The sequence below is a fragment of the Myxosarcina sp. GI1(2024) genome (genome assembly GCF_053543375.1).
On record NZ_JBKGTY010000009.1, the window covers coordinates 179,712 to 196,403 of the forward strand.

At 39.0% G+C, this 16,692-nt stretch carries 16 protein-coding genes; 13 read left to right on the forward strand and 3 right to left on the reverse strand.

What is annotated here, in order from left to right; translation table 11 throughout:
• The first annotated feature begins 210 nt into the window (after positions 1 to 210).
• Positions 211 to 2,766: an EAL domain-containing protein gene (locus ACLFKQ_RS25105; RefSeq protein ID WP_449002407.1), complete on the forward strand. Its 2,556-nt coding sequence runs from the start codon at positions 211 to 213 to the stop codon at positions 2,764 to 2,766.
• Between the two features lie 94 nt (positions 2,767 to 2,860).
• Here ACLFKQ_RS25105 and ACLFKQ_RS25110 read toward each other — a convergent pair whose 3' ends face one another.
• Positions 2,861 to 4,237 (reverse strand): NAD(P)/FAD-dependent oxidoreductase, encoded by a 1,377-nt coding sequence (locus ACLFKQ_RS25110; RefSeq protein ID WP_449002408.1) that lies wholly within the window; start codon positions 4,235 to 4,237, stop codon positions 2,861 to 2,863.
• A 785-nt stretch (positions 4,238 to 5,022) separates the two neighbouring features.
• Here ACLFKQ_RS25110 and ACLFKQ_RS25115 point away from each other — a divergent pair.
• Positions 5,023 to 7,065: a diguanylate cyclase gene (locus ACLFKQ_RS25115; RefSeq protein ID WP_449002409.1), complete on the forward strand. Its 2,043-nt coding sequence runs from the start codon at positions 5,023 to 5,025 to the stop codon at positions 7,063 to 7,065.
• A gap of 170 nt (positions 7,066 to 7,235) precedes the next feature.
• Here ACLFKQ_RS25115 and ACLFKQ_RS25120 read toward each other — a convergent pair whose 3' ends face one another.
• Positions 7,236 to 7,496 (reverse strand): DUF1816 domain-containing protein, encoded by a 261-nt coding sequence (locus ACLFKQ_RS25120; RefSeq protein ID WP_449002410.1) that lies wholly within the window; start codon positions 7,494 to 7,496, stop codon positions 7,236 to 7,238.
• A gap of 488 nt (positions 7,497 to 7,984) precedes the next feature.
• Here ACLFKQ_RS25120 and ACLFKQ_RS25125 point away from each other — a divergent pair, with 488 nt between their 5' ends.
• A complete protein-coding gene (locus tag ACLFKQ_RS25125) occupies positions 7,985 to 8,596 on the forward strand; it encodes a hypothetical protein (RefSeq protein ID WP_449002411.1) in 612 nt (203 codons plus the stop codon).
• A gap of 13 nt (positions 8,597 to 8,609) precedes the next feature.
• Here the strand turns inward: ACLFKQ_RS25125 and fabD are convergent, their stop codons facing one another.
• Positions 8,610 to 9,500, reverse strand: coding sequence for an ACP S-malonyltransferase (gene fabD, locus ACLFKQ_RS25130; protein WP_449002412.1), 891 nt, complete (start codon positions 9,498 to 9,500; stop codon positions 8,610 to 8,612).
• A 385-nt stretch (positions 9,501 to 9,885) separates the two neighbouring features.
• Between fabD and ACLFKQ_RS25135 the strand changes: the two genes are divergently transcribed.
• The 10 genes from ACLFKQ_RS25135 to ACLFKQ_RS25180 all read left to right on the forward strand — a co-directional run bounded on the left by ACLFKQ_RS25135 (position 9,886) and on the right by ACLFKQ_RS25180 (position 16,643).
• Complete coding sequence (locus tag ACLFKQ_RS25135) at positions 9,886 to 10,422, forward strand: DUF2808 domain-containing protein (RefSeq protein WP_449002413.1); 537 nt, start codon at positions 9,886 to 9,888, stop codon at positions 10,420 to 10,422.
• Between the two features lie 68 nt (positions 10,423 to 10,490).
• Positions 10,491 to 10,628, forward strand: a complete 138-nt coding sequence (rpmH, locus tag ACLFKQ_RS25140) for a 50S ribosomal protein L34 (protein ID WP_449002414.1) — start codon at positions 10,491 to 10,493, stop codon at positions 10,626 to 10,628.
• Positions 10,629 to 10,672: 44 nt separating this feature from the next.
• A complete protein-coding gene (rnpA, locus tag ACLFKQ_RS25145) occupies positions 10,673 to 11,041 on the forward strand; it encodes a ribonuclease P protein component (RefSeq protein WP_449002415.1) in 369 nt (122 codons plus the stop codon).
• Positions 11,031 to 11,426, forward strand: a complete 396-nt coding sequence (locus ACLFKQ_RS25150) for a PH domain-containing protein (protein ID WP_449002416.1) — start codon at positions 11,031 to 11,033, stop codon at positions 11,424 to 11,426. Before rnpA ends, ACLFKQ_RS25150 begins: the two co-directional genes overlap by 11 nt.
• A 94-nt stretch (positions 11,427 to 11,520) precedes the next feature.
• Positions 11,521 to 12,669 (forward strand): membrane protein insertase YidC, encoded by a 1,149-nt coding sequence (gene yidC, locus ACLFKQ_RS25155; RefSeq protein ID WP_449002417.1) that lies wholly within the window; start codon positions 11,521 to 11,523, stop codon positions 12,667 to 12,669.
• A gap of 9 nt (positions 12,670 to 12,678) precedes the next feature.
• Complete coding sequence (locus ACLFKQ_RS25160) at positions 12,679 to 13,170, forward strand: Jag family protein (RefSeq protein ID WP_449002418.1); 492 nt, start codon at positions 12,679 to 12,681, stop codon at positions 13,168 to 13,170.
• A gap of 82 nt (positions 13,171 to 13,252) precedes the next feature.
• Positions 13,253 to 13,765, forward strand: coding sequence for a YceD family protein (locus tag ACLFKQ_RS25165; protein ID WP_449002419.1), 513 nt, complete (start codon positions 13,253 to 13,255; stop codon positions 13,763 to 13,765).
• A gap of 161 nt (positions 13,766 to 13,926) precedes the next feature.
• Positions 13,927 to 15,927, forward strand: a complete 2,001-nt coding sequence (locus ACLFKQ_RS25170; protein WP_449002420.1) for an ABC1 kinase family protein — start codon at positions 13,927 to 13,929, stop codon at positions 15,925 to 15,927.
• Between the two features lie 272 nt (positions 15,928 to 16,199).
• Positions 16,200 to 16,382 carry a CsbD family protein gene (locus ACLFKQ_RS25175; RefSeq protein ID WP_449002421.1) on the forward strand — a complete coding sequence of 61 codons (183 nt, stop codon included), beginning with the start codon at positions 16,200 to 16,202 and terminating at the stop codon, positions 16,380 to 16,382.
• A 78-nt stretch (positions 16,383 to 16,460) separates the two neighbouring features.
• Complete coding sequence (locus ACLFKQ_RS25180) at positions 16,461 to 16,643, forward strand: CsbD family protein (RefSeq protein ID WP_449002422.1); 183 nt, start codon at positions 16,461 to 16,463, stop codon at positions 16,641 to 16,643.
• Positions 16,644 to 16,692: the final 49 nt, after the last annotated feature.

Genomic DNA, 16,692 nt, shown 5'->3' on the forward strand with positions numbered 1-16,692 from the left:
GACAAATATTTTTTTATAACATGAGTATAATTTTAATAACAAAAAATTAAATTGTCCACTAAAATAAATAACCTTATACTCAGTTCAAACTACTTTTTAATTCAGCAATCTAGTATTTTCACTAAGTTAGATCGGCTATTAAAATCTCAGTAATTTTACTTATAAAATAATTGATTTTTTAGCTACAAAACTATTGCAGACAATGTGTTCATGAAAAAGTTTTTTTTTCTACTGTCAAAACAATCCAAATTAGTTAAAAATCACGAGCAAAGATATGTTTGGTCAATTTTATTGCTCACTGTAATTACTAGTTTTATAGTAGTAACAGTTCGGCGTTTAGGCGGTTGGCAATTTTTAGAATTAACAGCTTATGACTGGATGGTAAATCTACATACCAAAGAAAATACTGACTCTAGACTACTAGTAGTTGAAATTACAGATGCAGACATTGAAAAACAAAATCGATGGCCAATCGCCGATGCCACAATTGCTCGGTTATTACAAAATTTACAACAACACCAACCAACAGCGATTGGTTTAGATTTATATCGAGATATTTCTCACCCTCCCGGTAGTTCGGCTCTAGCTCGACAGCTACAAGCGGAAAATGTAATTACTATTGAGTATCTTGGCAGTGGAGAAAGTCGCGTCAATGCCCCAAAAGGAGTCCCAGAACACCGAGTCGGTTTTAATGATGTAGTGTTAGATATTGATGGCGTGCTGAGGCGTAATCTAATGTATGCTCGTTTAGGCGATCGCCAACTATATTCCTTTGCCTTACGTTTGAGTTTGCTTTACTTGCAAGAGCATCAACTTGAGTTTGAAGTTTATCCTGACTCTTTACAAATTGGCGATAAAGTTTTCACTCGTCTCCAACCCAATTCTGGAGGCTATCAAATGCCGCCTTCAGAAGCATTAGGATGGCAAATCTTACTCGACTACACTTATCCTAATATCGCTCAAAAGATTACTTTAACCGAAGCTCTTTCAGGCAAATTAGAACCAGACTTAGTTAAAGATAAAATCGTAATCATAGGTAATAGCGCGCCTAGTATTAAAGATATTTTTTACACTCCCTATCAGGGTTCAAAAAGCTTAATTCCCGGAGCAGTAGCCCATGCTCATATGGTCGGTCAAATTTTGGGATTAGTGCTTGATGATTCTACTCAACTTTGGTTTTGGGAAGAGTGGAGTGAAATTCTTTGGATTTGGGGTTGGTCGGTAGTCGGAGCGGCGATCGCCTGGAAATTAAAACATCCTCTATCAATCGCTGTGGCTGGGGTTTTCTCGTTGATAGGACTATGGAGTAGCTGTGTTCTAGCGTTCATCTTATCGGGATGGATTCCACTTTTTCCGCCCGCGTTGGCATTTATCTTTAGTGGTGGACTGGTATTGGGATACAAAGTCTTATATATGCTCTTTTATGATTCTCTTACGGGATTACCCAATCGCTTGCTCTTTGCCAGACAGCTAACACAGCTCAAACAGAGAAATCAACTTGCAAAGGATGGACTAATTGCAGTTTTATGTATCGATCTCGAGCGCTTTAACCTGATTAATGAAGCTTTGGGATATGAAGCTGGCAATCGACTCTTGATGTATACTGCTCGACGTTTAAAACATTGTTTGGATTCAACAGCAATTGTCGCCAGAATTGGAGCGGATGAATTTGGGGTCGCCATTAAAATTGCCGGGGAAATCTCTGAGGCGATCGATTTGGCAACTGCGATCGAACGAGAATTAGCTACAGCTTATCAGCTAAACGAACAAAATGTTTCAGTTTCAGTTAGTCTGGGACTGGCTATCAATCAGCTCGGACAAGCCTGCAAGTCTTCAAAGCGCGAAAACTTTACCGAATCTCGGGGTGAAGACTTTAGCTCAGAAGAATTAATTCGTGCTTCCCATACGGCGATGTATAAAGCTAAAGCTTCTGGTAAAACACGCTATCAAGTCTTCGCCACCAGAATGCACGAACAGGCTTTAAAAAGACTACAATTAGAGGCAGATTTACAACAAGGAATTGCTAATCGTGAATTTGAGCTGTATTATCAGCCAATTATTTCGTTAAAAACCGCGAAAATTGTCGGTTTTGAAGCTTTGGTGCGCTGGCAGTCTCCTAAAAGAGGGTTCGTTTCTCCCGGTGCATTTATTCCAGTAGCAGAGGAAACGGGTTCGATAGTGGCTTTGGGAGAATGGATTTTAGAAGCTGCTTGTTGCCAGATGCGTCAATGGCAACGACAATTTAACCATTGCAATTCGTTATTAATTAGCGTTAATCTTTCTAGTCAACAGTTTTCTCAACCCAACTTAATAGAACAAATCGAAGGAATTTTACAATTTAGCAATTTAAATTCTAAAAATTTAAAGCTAGAGATCACTGAAAGTATGGTGATGGAAGATGTAGAAAATACAATCGCCTTATTAAATCGCCTAAAAAATCTGGGTATTAAGTTGAGCATGGATGATTTTGGCACGGGATTTTCTTCTTTTAGTTACTTACATCGGTTTCCATTGGATACTTTAAAAGTAGACCGTTCTTTTGTGAGTAATATGAGCGAGGGAACCAAAAATCAAGAAATAGTTAGTACCATCGTGATGTTGGCTCACAAACTGGGCATGGATGTAATCGCCGAAGGAATTGAAACCGAAACGGAGAAGCAGATTTTACAAAGTTTGAACTGTGAATACGGACAGGGTTATTTATTTGCAAAGCCTCTGTCCTCAGCGGATGCCACCAAATTATTAACAGACAAAATTAGGTGGTAGCTAGTTTACTAAGTACGAGCGCATAATTGGTAACCAAGAAAGTTAATTCCACCTCATACAACCACTGGTTGATTTTCAATTTCTCACTATCAAATTAATTTTCTACCAATTGATATTTTGAAACTGCGGTTTTGGCTTCTGGTTTTTCTGTCGAATCCAAGGAGAAAGAAGGGCTTTCGGTAATTAACCGTGCTCCTCTTCCTAAAGTAATATAGTTCCAAGCCCACTGAATCATGACAATAAGCTTATTATCAAATTCAATTAAATAATAGATATGAGCAAAGACCCAGATAATCCAAGCTAAGAAACCTGAAAGCTTAGCAAAACCCAAATTAACTACAGCTTTATTTTGCCCGATTACTGCTAGACTAGCGCGATCGGAGTATTTGAATGGTTCTATACTTTTACCTCGGGCACGTTTGGTAATAAGTTTAGCAACATACTTACCCTGTTTCATGGCTACGGGTGCAACTCCAGGTAGAGGTCGTCCGCCTTGATGGGAGAAGTTGGCTAAATCGCCGATAACAAAAATGTCTGGATATTTTTTCAGGCTTAAATCTGGCTCGACAATAACTCGACCCGCTCGATCCAATTCTGCTTCTGCTTTTTCTGACAGGATTTTACCCATAAACGAAGCTTTGACTCCTGCCGCCCATAAAATAGTGTGAGCTTCAATCGTGCCCGTATTTTCACCCTGCCGGAAAGTAACCGTATTGTTAGAAATATTAGTGACTAAAGTTTTAGTTTGAATTTCAACTCCTAACTTTTCTAAAGCTCGCTGTGCCTGAGCCGAAGATTCTGGAGGATAGGGGGGTAATACCCGATCCATACCTTCAAACAGTAAAACTCTCGCCTGAGTGGTATCGAGGTTGCGAAAATCACCTTTAAGAGATTGGTGAGCAATTTCAGCGATCGCCCCAGCTAATTCTACTCCAGTCGGACCTCCACCGACTATGACAAAAGTTAATAAAGCTTGAAGTTTTTCAGGGTCTGATTCTTTTTCAGCAGCTTCAAATGCCATAAAGATTCGACGGCGCATTTCTAGAGCATCTTCGACTGTTTTTAATCCCGGTGCGTCGGCTTGCCACTGGTCGTTACCAAAGTAGTGGTGGCTTACTCCTGTGGCTATGACTAGGGTATCGTAGCTTAATTCTTTTCTACTTTCTAAATAGACTGTTTTGGCTTCAGGATCGACATCTACTACTTTATCGAGTAGTACCTGGGTGTTTTTATGCTTACTCAACACTACTCGTAGAGGAGAGGCAATATCAGCAGGTGATAAACTTCCTGTGGCTACTTGATACAACAATGGCTGAAACAGATGAAAGTTGCGTTTATCGATGAGAGTAACTTTAACTGGAGCATTTTTCAGGGACTTGGCGGCATAAAGTCCGCCAAACCCACCGCCGACAATAACAACGTGAGGAACTGAAACTGGCGTTTGTGTGTCATTTTGATGAGCAGTTTGCATGAGAACTAAATGTTTTGTTGGAACTACAATTTTTTAGTTTTTTGTTGGCTGTTGAGTAGTTTTTACTCTGTAAAACCGAGTCGGCTGCAAATATCTACATATTAACTTTAATTAACTAAGGTAAAGAAAAATTGTGATGGTTTGCTTACATAGCCTAAAAAACTTTATAATTTATTAGCTTTAGTTTTCGAGCTTAATGTAGCGAATCGAACAATAAAATTTACTTTCTGTCTGTTCAAATGGCTAGGGAAAATAGGGAAATCAGGGAAATAAATTAATATTTATACAGTTTATTAAAAGTGGCTAGATAGAGTGCGAGCCTGAAACGATGGTAGATAGACAAGTTAGACCGACTAAGTCTACAGTTGCTTTTGAAAATTGGTATTACTTTTATGAATAGACTTAGTTTGAAGCTTCGAGTTAGCCAAGGGCGAGGTTAAATTAGTATTTGGGTACTGCTGACGATCGCAACAACATAGTGATATCCAGAGATATTAAGCACAGTAAAAATCCGATTTGCTCAGAAATAGACGATTGCAACTGTATTTAATTGATTTGTACACTGGTGTAAATTCAGTATAAATTATTAAAAAAATATAAAAATAATAAGAACTTGTTTCTTAACTAGTAATTTACTAGGAATCAAACCACGATTCGTAGTTAATAATACTGATTCGAGCGTATCTAGACAAGACAAACTGTGGTATTTTCTTATATTTTTTAACTGAGAACGAGCTATAAATGACAAAGATATACTTAGCAGAAAAGCTATTAATAGATCGTTCATGTCAGAATTACATTTTAATTTATTAATAATAAGTCAATATCTACCTTACGGTTCTTGTTATTTATGGCACACGCCTTTAGTTTTACTACATGCCTTATCTGATAGTTTGATTGCGAGTGCTTATTTTTTAATTGCAAGTTTTATAGTTTATTTTATTAATCGACAAAAAAATGTACCGTTTAGACAAGTTTTTGTTTTTTTTAGCGTTTTAATAGTATCGTGTGGAATTAGCCATCTACTTGAATTTTGGACTTTATGGTATCCATTGTATTGGTTATCTGGCGTTGCTAAAGCAATTATGGCTCTAATTCTTCTATACACGGCATTTCGTTTAATTAGCTCGATCTCTAAAAAGTTAAGTTTTACTTTCTTAAAACAGCTAGAATTTCTGTACCAACAGAAGAAAGAGCAGATTACAGAATACAAATCATCAGAGATAGAAATTGAGCAACTAAATTTAGCGTTAGAAAGAGAAGTAGAACAAAAAACAGCTACTTTAAATCAAAGTGATCGACCCAGCAAAAATTCATCAAAAAACACGAAATTTAAGGAAAAAATCCTCAATTTAACTCCCAATCTGCTTTACATTTATGATTTAGACATTGGTCACTATATGTATTGCAATCGGTTTAGTGGAGAAATACCTAACTATTTTAATAACACTAACAAAAAATTAAACTGTAGTAGTTTGTTTAATAAATTATTACATCCTTTAGATACTGAATCGATAGAGCAACATTATCAAAACTTAATGACTTTAGAAGATGATGACTATCTAGAAATTGAATATCGGATCGAAGACAAACAAGGAAAATGGCATTGGTTGCACAATCAAGATCTTGTATTCGAACGTAAACCTGACGGGACACCTAAGCAAATTTTGGGTATAACTCAAGATATTACCAAGAACAAAGAAACCACATTAAAATTAGAGTCGTCAAATTTACAATTGAAACAAAAAATTCTCGCTTTAGAAACTAGCAATCAACAAAAAATTAAACTAGGAAAAATTAATGAATTTTTACAAGCCTGTTTGACTTTAGAAGAGGTGCAAAAATCACTAGCAGATTTACTCGGACCTTTATTTCCCGATACTGATGGTGCAGTATATTTAATTAATAACAGCAAGACTTTTGTCGAAGCGATCGCCACTTGGGGAACCGTCAATAGCGAGTTAAATTTCACCACCTCAGAATGCTGGGCACTGCGGCGTAGCAATATTCATCAAAGCGAACCAGCTTTTCCCAGTGTTTACTGCCATCATATTCATGTCAATCCGAACAATCTCTGCCCTACGATTTGCTTTCCGATGATGGCACAAGGAGAAACTTTAGGACTGCTTTATTTAAGTTGGAAAAATTTACATAATCTGGCTAAAGCAACATCTCAGACTGATAAACAAACAAATCGTACCGCTACCCAACTAACCATAAAAAATGTTGCTTCTAATGCAAATCGAGCCTCAGTCCGAAAGCTTGGTGAGACCGTGGCTCAAAACCTTGCGATGTCACTAGCCAACCTAAAATTACAAGAAACTCTAAGATATCAAAGTCTACGAGATCCTCTAACAGGATTATACAATCGTCGCTATCTAGAAGAATCTCTCGATAGAGAAATCGAGCGCGCTCAGCGAAAACAACACTACATTGGAATTATGATTCTCGATATCGATCGCTTCAAACGCTTTAACGATACTTACGGTCACGATGCGGGAGATTGGGTCTTACGGTCGATTAGTAAATATCTGCGCGAACAAACCCGTCAGTATGATATTGCCTGTCGTTATGGTGGTGAAGAATTGGTGGCAATTATGCCAGAGGCTTCGCTCGAAAATACAATTTTTCGGGCAGAGGGAATTCGAGAAGGAATCAAGAATTTAAACATAGTTTATGAAGGGCAGAAGTTAGAAGGAGTTACAGTTTCCATTGGCATTAGTTGTTTTCCCGATGATGGAATTGAAACTCGTGCTTTGCTCAGAGCTGCCGATAAAGCGATGTATCAGGCAAAACAACAGGGTCGCGATCGCGTTGCTCGCTGTTAGAGCGATAATTATTGCCAATTTCCGACTAATACAATAGGTGCCCAGTAACAGGGATGAATGGGGAAAGCCAAAGGTCGATAAAAGTGCGGTTAATGAACTGGGGTAACGATCCCCTCAACTAAAAGCAGAAGGATATTATACTGAGTCAGATGCAATTAGGCTAATTGCTCTTACTTGAGAAGCTCTTCATCATCATAAATAGTTATTTGTGAGGGTCGAACGCGCTTTTGCAGTTTTACTTCGATCCCTGCTGCTCGTTCTTCGGTCAAGTCTTCAATATAGCCAGGCTGCATCAATCTAGCTTCCCAGGGGCTATCGAATGGACCGAAGTAATAAGTACATTTAGGAACGGTAGTGGTGATTTTCAGCCAATAAGATTTTGATGTTTTCTTAAAGCCCAACCATCCTAGCAGTTCAGTAATTAAATACATAAATATTACTAGCTTGTTGCTGAGTTTTGCCAAAAATTTACAGAATACTTCTAAACTTTAAATCGATTTTAATTAAGATAGAATCTTTACCTACCAAATAATGCCAAAGTAATTATGTGGCTCAGAAGAGCTTCAGCGGTGAAATATGGCAGATAAGAAGTGTAACCTAATTTCCTATCTTGGCTCTCATTGTGTAATTAGAAAATATAGCATCTCAACTTTCAATAAGTATTTAATTTAGGTTGTTACTTAGATGTCTAAGATCGAAATGCCAAGCTAAACTAGCCATTTAGCGCTCGCTTTTAGTTAAACACCTAACACCTCTATGTTAATAGTAGTCATCTGATTCTCAACTAGACAAAAAGAATAGCAAGTATTCCCACTAAGTACATACATCTTAGTATTTTTACGCTCGAGGCGATTTAATCGATTAAGTGGACGGTACACCGCTTTCGGCAGTTAGAGATTACTCTGTAATAGGTTTATTTATGAAGCTCTTTATTTTAGAAAAAGCCGCTGATCTTTCTCTGAGTAGCAACGAGCTACCTCCTGCATCAGAAGTAGTCGAGCAACTTATTGCTGCAGAAAAAACCAACAGAAAAGAAAAACCCCAACATTCTTTTGAAGAACTACTAGGAAACTGGAAATTGCGTCTGATAACGGGAACGAAAAAAACCAGAGAAAAAGCAGGTGTTGTTTTAGGCGCAGGACGCTATATTCCCAAGTTTATCGACATCGAATTGGTTTATCATACCGCAGAGGAATCTCTTCCACATTTAGGTTCCGACAGGCAATCGGCAAATCTCGGAAGAATAAAAAATACTGTCAAATTAGGTAGCGTGAGCTTATCTTTAACCGGTCCAGTTAAGTTTTTACCGACCAAAAACATTTTGGTATTCGATTTTACGGCTATAACTGTAAAAATTGGTTCTTTAAAGATTTATCACGGCTACATCAGAAATGGTCATAGTAGAGAAGTAAAATTCCAGGAGCGAGCGATCGCCGATTCTGCCTTTTTTGTCTATTTTCTGATTCACCAAAATTTTATTGCTGCTAGAGGGCGAGGTGGCGGATTGGCTTTATGGAGTCGGCTTGAATAGATTTTACAATCGTCTAGACGGTAACTTGCTGTAATTTTTCTAGGGTACCGACATTATTTAATTCAATACCGCGACAGGTTCTTTTAATCAAGCCCGTCAAAACTTTACCAGGTCCCACTTCAACTACTCGCTCTATGTCTTCTCGACCTAGCTGTAGCATAATTTCACGCCAGCGTACCGAACCTGTCATTTGTCGCATCAAGCGTTGTTTTAATCGCTCCTTATCAATAGTGGGAGTAGGATCGACATTAGACAAGACGGGAACTTTAGCATCGAAGAAAGTAATAGTATTCAACACGGACTGAAATTGTTGCGATGCAGCTTCCATCAACGGGGAGTGAAAAGCACCAGATACTCCCAATTCTACAGCTCGCTTAGCTTTAACTTCGGATAAAAGGCGGTCTACCGCTTCTGGCACACCGGAAATAACCACCTGTGTAGCACTATTGTCGTTAGCTAAAACCACGTTATTCGTTGCTGATAAACTGGTTTCTAAGCGATCGCGATCGAAGTTCATTAGTGCTACCATTTTTCCGCCTGCTGCACTATCCATCAATTCGCCTCTTGTTTTGACCAGATTCAATCCAGACTCAAAATCAAATACACCAGAAATGTAAAGAGCTACGTATTCTCCCAGACTATGGCCGGCAACCAACTGAGGTAAGGAGAGCTTTTCCATTAACAAGTCAGCTAAAATTGATTCGACAACATACAAGCAAGGCTGAGTGTAGAGAGTGCGAGATAAAGTTGCTTCGTCTTTTTGACAGATATCTAAGACAGACCAGCCTAGTATTGCTGCTGCGGCTTCAAATTTGTGTCGGGCGCTAGGAATATTCTGTAGATCGACACCCATGTTGAGAGTTTGCGATCCTTGTCCTGGAAATACCCATGCTGTTTTGGTCACGATTTAATCTAGTCTAGCGATCTTTTATCGTCTAAGAATTATCTCATAAAAAGGCGGGATAGAAAGATTTAAGCAATTAATTGCTTCTACCCAGCCAGCAAAATGAAAACGTGAAAACTTTCTTTGGATTACGAGGACATGTTGTGATTGAGAGGGTAGGTGAATAGGGGTAATCGTCTATTTGCTTTCTATTTTTTCGAGCTACTGACAATCCAACTGATGGCACTTTTTATCTCGGACTACGTCCGATAGAACGATAAGTTTGCTACAGTCAAAAAATAAATAGATTCTCAAGTCACGAAATTACTCCGCCGTTCGTCCGACAGAGACGGAACCGAATCGCCAGTAATTCAAAAGAAAAAAACATTTAAGTAAAATTATGGTTATGGTTGGTAAATTATCTTTTAAATCCTGCTTGACAGCATTAGCTGTAGCCACCTTTACTCTCGGTGGTGTTAGCGCGATCGCCAATGCCCAAGGGGGTTCTGGTTTGGTTATTTTTGGCAAAGATGATGTAGATGTACTTAATTATTATCTAGACTTTGGCGGACAAGCCGATGCTCGCGATCGCTATCGCTTGAGAATTCCAGGCAAAAAATTAATTGGCGGTGCCTCGAAATTTTTTATCTCCTATCCCGAATATTTTGATGGCAAATTCGATACGGATAAGATTGAAGTTAGAGTCCAAAAAGACGAAGAAGAATCTCTGCCAATCAGAGAAGTCATCTGGGATAAAGAAAGCCATATAATTGAAATTGACTTAGAAGAACCCCTGACTGAAAGCCGGAAAGTCGAGTTAGTTTTTTCTAATGTTAAAAATCCCGATGTAGGTACCTATTACTTCTTCGCTCAGGTACTACCAGCGACAGATTTACCCATTCGCGAACAGTTAGGAGCTTGGGTTATCAACATCAACCCTTAATTTATGGTAAAATTAGAGATTGTTGATTTTTTGTAAACAACTCTAAACTTCCAGAGGGAATAGATCTAGTGACTAAACGTACTTTAGGCGGTACTAACCGCAAGCAAAAAAGAAAATCTGGTTTTCGCGCTCGGATGCGGACTAAGAATGGTAGCAAAATAATTAAAGCTCGCCGCCAAAAAGGAAGACATCGTTTAGCAGTATAGAAAAATTCGACCTATTGTTTATCGATGAAAATGAGCGAACTAAAGTGGGATTACCAAAAAACCACCGACTCACCAACTGGCGAGAGTTTCGGGCTGTTTACGAAGGAGAAATCCGCCGTTACAGTCCTAACTTAATTTTAAGAGCTTTGTCCCCGAAAAATAGTAACTCTGAAATACCAGAGCCTAGTAAAATTGGAATTTCCATCGGGAAAAAAGTTAGTAAAAAAGCCGTAGTTCGCAATCGTATCAAAAGGCAAATCAAAGGCGCAATTAGAGAATTATTGCCGGCGATCACCCCTAATTGGAAAGTGGTAATCGTCGTCAAACCCTCAGCAGTTAAGTGCAAATACGAACATTTTTTGAGAGAATTAAATGAGTTACTAATCGAAACCAAAATAATCAATGGGCATTAAAGAAGACGTATATTATGAAGGTGGTCCTCATATAGGAGATCTGATATTTAATATTTTATTGGCATTTACGGTGATTTGTATTCCTCTGACAGTTGGTGCAATTGTTAGAGCCTTGTGGTTGCGCTATCGAATTACCGACCGCCGTATTTCGGTAATTGGCGGTTGGATGGGTAGAGAACGCACAGATATTATCTATTCAGAAATAGTAAAAATAATTAAAGTTCCCAGAGGAATTGGCTTATGGGGCGATATCGTAATTACTCTTAAAGATAAAAGTCGCTTAGAAATGCGAGCAGTTCCTCGATTTAGAGAAATATGTGACTATATTTCCGAACGAGTAGCCGAAAAAACAGGCAAGTCAGTCGGAGCAATACAAGCCAACTAAACGGCGATCGCTGATTGGGAGCTAGATTCGGTTTCCCGAACGAGTGATCGGCTAAACTAGACTGAGAAAAAAACTACCGCACGAAATTATAAACATGGATTTTGGTATAGGCTTTCTCTCGAACAACATTATGCTGCCAATCCTAGATTTCTTTTACGGGATTGTGCCCAGCTACGGTTTTGCAATTATCGCTTTAACATTGGTCATTCGCTTTGCCGTTTTCCCTTTGAGTGCGGGACAAATTCGCAACATGCGGAAGATGAAAATCGTTCAGCCATTAATGAAGGAGCGGCAAGAACAAATAAAACAAAGATATCAAAACGATACTGCCAAACAGCAAGAAGAAATGGCAAAGTTAATGCAGGAGTTTGGCAACCCGTTAGCCGGTTGTTTGCCCCTCTTATTACAAATGCCAATTTTATTTGCCCTGTTTGCTACTCTTAGAGGATCGCCTTTTACCGATACTCCATACGATATCGACGTACAAATCTTTCCCAGAGAACAAATCGAGCGCATCGAACCCCAAGCTTTTGCTACTAAAACTAAAAATATTTATGTTGATGATGGCGTTCATTATAAAATAGCGGCACTACTACCGAGCGGTAACAAGCTTACTGTAGGTGAAACGACTAAAGTAGAATTGCAAACTGCTGAAGGTAAATCTTTCAAAACTTTGCTGGCTGAAAATCCTCAGGCTCAACTCGAACCTGAATTAGAGATAACCAAAGGTAGCGAAAGATTAAAAATTAATGATGACGGTACGATTACTGCCTTAGAGCCTGGAGATGCAACCGTACAGATGACCATTCCAGGTATTGCAGCAAATAAGGGATTTTTATTTATTAAAGCTTTAGGAAGAGTCGGTGTGACCGACGAGAATGGGAACATCAACTTCGATATTTTATCGATGGTGCTGTTATTTGGAATTGGAATTTACATCAACCAGCAACTAAGCGGCTCCCAGTCAGGGGGACAAGGCGCAGATCAACAACAGACAGTCAACAAAATAACTCCTCTGTTGTTTAGCGGAATGTTTTTATTCTTCCCACTTCCTGCCGGTGTACTGATGTACATTGTGGTTGCTAACTTCTTCCAAATGGGTCAAACCTGGTTTTTAATGCGAGAACCCCTACCAGAAAACCTGCAAAAAATTGTTGAAGAACAAGAAAAAGCAGAAGCCAGCAGAGAAGCATTACCTTTCGAGCGCAAGCGTTCTAAGAAAAAAGAGAAAACTTCAGGTTAGTAGGCAATAGTGGACAGTCAAGTAGAAAAAGGTAAGCAGTGGTTAGAAAAACTCTTGTCATTAATGGGTCTAACCGCTGCAGTAAGTACGGAAGGATTTGCCAGGACAGAAAGCGATCGCAATTCGGATTGGTTGAATATTGAAACAGCTAATTTAACCCTGGAACAACAGGCTCTGCTCATTGGAGAGCGAGGTGAAAATTTAGATGCTATGCAGTATTTAGCCAATACTCTAGTAAATTTAAATTTAGATTCAGAATCTCAACGGTCGCTGACGCTCGAACTCAATGGCTATCGCACTAAAAGATACGATGAATTGTTGAGTTTAACTGAATCGACGGCAGAGAAAGTTCGCCAAACGGGACGAGAAGTTGAAATACTCAATTTATCCTCAGCAGAAAGAAAACAAATTCATACTTTGCTGCAGAACGCTGAAGATTTAGCTACAGAAAGTCGCGGTCAGGAACCAAATCGAAGATTGGTAGTAAAGTTACGACAATAAATTGCCAACTCCGAACACAAAATTCTCCAAAAGAATGAGTTTTTATATGAATTCCCACCGTAATTTTTAGGTGAAGGTTTTGATGGAAGCAATATACATTCCCCGACTGCTAAAAGTACCGGGACGCAAATTAGAAATTAACATTCAAGAGCCAATTGTTGGATTTCCGTCTCTTACTCCGGCAAAAGGCACTTTAGTTATCAGACATGGAGGCAACTTTTTAGAAGTAGTAGCCAGAGCGGAAACAATCGTCACCCTAACTTGCGATCGCTGCCTGCAAAACTACAATCATCGTCTGGCAATCGACACCTCAGAAATTATTTGGTTAGAATCGACCGTACAAACTAAAGAAGCTTTTCCAGTCGAAAGAGAAGTATCTTCAGAAGATTTATCGGAAACTTTCCCTCCAGACGGTTATTTCGATCCCGAAAGCTGGCTTTACGAACAGTTTTGTTTGGCAACCCCTTTGCGTCAGTTATGTGGTAATGACTGCCAGGGAGCCGCTCCAACTTCTACAACTAGTGAATCCTATATCGACAGTCGCTGGTCTTCTTTAGCATCCTTAAAAGAGCAGCTAAAATCTCATGGAGAGTAGCCCAATTAAAATATGATTAAAGCCCAAATTTTGGCAGTATTTGGGTTTGAGGACAAAATTGTTAAATAATTTTTGCTACTTAGTCTTTTAGATAGACCAGATTGACCGCTCTCTGTTGTTACAATTATTTACAAAGAGTCATTAACGTCAGTCTAAAATTTATGCCTCAACAAACAGTAGAACCATCATTATCAACCGTAGAGACAGTAACAGTACCCTCTGAGCCTGTCGCCGAACCAATAGACATCAACGTGGTCTATGATGAACCCGATGAAGACTGGCGTTATAACCCAGATAAAATTACTGCTCAGTATCGTCGTCGTCCTTTTACCGTTATCGGCAGACTAGTTAAGATTGTCTCTACCTTTGCCACCTTCGCCTTGGGATTGTGGTGGGATAAATTCACCGGTAATTCGGAACTTAAAGAGCGTAAAAGAGCCATTCAATTAAGAAATAACTTAACTAAGCTAGGACCTGCTTACATTAAGATCGGTCAGGCACTGTCTACTAGACCAGACTTAGTACCACCCACTTATTTAGAAGAACTAGCCACCTTACAAGATAAGCTCCCCTCTTTCCCTAACAAAGTTGCTTTTCGCTTTATTGAAGAAGAATTAGGTAGAACACCAGAAGAAATTTATGCCGAACTTTCTCCAGAACCAATTGCCGCCGCATCTCTCGGACAGGTGTACAAAGGTAAACTCAAAACGGGAGAAGAAGTGGCGGTAAAAGTCCAACGTCCCGATTTAACTCGCCGCATTACTTTAGATATTTACATTATGCGACGAATTGCTACCTGGGTGCAAAACAATATCAAACAAGTCAGGTCTAATTTGGTGGCAATTACCGACGAACTAGCCGCACGTATTTTTGAAGAAACTAACTACAATCATGAAGGTTGTAACGCCGATAAATTTAAAGAACTATACGGCTACATCGAAGAAATTTACATTCCCAAAATTTACTGGGAATATACGGGCAAGCGCGTCCTGACTATGGAATGGATAACGGGAACTAAGCTGACCGATATAGAGGCAATTCAAGCGCAGGGAATAGATGCTACCCATTTGGTAGAAATTGGGGTAGAGTGTTCCCTCAGACAATTACTCGAACACGGTTTTTTCCACGCCGATCCTCATCCTGGTAATTTGCTAGCAATGCCCGACGGCAGATTGGCATATTTAGATTTTGGCATGATGAGTCGGATTAAACCCTATCAGCGTTACGGTTTAATTGAGGCTGTAGTACATTTGGTCAATCGCGACTTTGATTCTCTAGCAGAAGATTATATTAAATTAGATTTTTTATCCCCCGATACCAATCTCAAACCGATAATTCCTGCTTTGGCAAACGTATTTAATAATGCTTTAGGTGCTAGCGTTGCCGAACTAAACTTTAAGAGTATTACCGATCAGATGTCAGCCATGATGTATGAGTTTCCCTTTACCGTACCGGCTTATTATGCGCTGATTATCCGCTCCATGGTAACTTTAGAAGGAATTGCCATTGGCATCGAACCAGATTTTAAAGTTTTGAGTAAAGCATATCCATACATTGCCAAACGCCTGTTGACCGACCCCGCACCAGAATTACGGGCTTCTTTAAAAGATTTGTTATTTAAAGAAGAAGGCTTTCGCTGGCATCGTTTAGAAAACCTCTTGCGTAATGCTGCTGGTTCTAAAGATTATGATTTCGACAAAGTGGTCGATCAAACTTTAGATTATTTATACAGCGATCGCGGTGCATTTATTCGCGATCGCATCGCCGATGAGATTGTCAACGCCCTCGACAGTTTTGGTCGTAGAACTCTATCCAATTTATCTACAGCTATTCGACAAAGAGTTGGTATAACTGTAACTCAGACTCCTGTAGAGTCCCAGCAAGATTCATATACTATTACTCATCTACGTAATATTGTAAGTATTTTGCAGCAAACTCCGGGGTTTAATCCCAGTCGTCTAGTCTCTTTGGTAACTAAAATAATTACCAAACCCGAAACCCAAGCAATGGGTCAAAAAGTAGCTGAAAAGCTTACTCAAAAAATGGCAGCACGATTAATTAGGAATTTGCTACTCGAAGAAAAAGATACTCGTTTACCCGTACCCTATCAAAATCCCAATCTCAAACCTACTTTGTCCCCGACAGCAGCTATTACTAACTAATGGTTTGAGACAGGAAAACTTAAAATAACTATGGCGGGCATTGCCCGCTGTCGATCCAGTTTTCAATTCTCCAAAGGTTTTATTGACCTAAAACCGACTAGCCAGATATTAGATATTAAAATACAACCTAAGATAGATTTAATTTGTTTGTTCGGCAAAAAAAATATGGGCGACCGTAACTCAGAAATAAGACTTTAGATATAAATAGCTTAGCGACTGCTTAGTTAAAATTGTTTATAGAAATGTCTAATCATATCATAAAAAAATCACTTATGAGTACTGAAGATCGATTAAAAGCTACAACCAAAAACATTGAAGGAAAAGCTCAAGAAGCATTAGGTGAAATTACGGGCGATCCTAAATCCGAAGCAGAAGGAAAAGCCAAACAAGATGAAGCAGCAGCTAGACATACAGTTGAGAATGCTAAAGAGAAACTCAAAAAAGCAATTGACTAAAAGCGATTATGTTTACGCATAATTTTTGGCTCGCCAGAAAAACTATTATTTTATTTACTGTAAACAATTTCAACTCCAATGAGTACCGAAGACAGGCTGAAAGCTACAGCCAAAAACATTGAAGGAAAAGCTCAAGAAGCATTAGGCGAAATTACGGGTAATCCCGAAGATAAAGCTGCAGGAAAAGCTAAGCAAAATGAAGCTAAAGTTCGCCATCAGGTAGAAAATGCTAAAGATAGCATCAAAGGTGCTATAGATTAGGTTCTGTTGACACAATTAACGCAACCAAATTAAAGCCGAAGCAAATTCG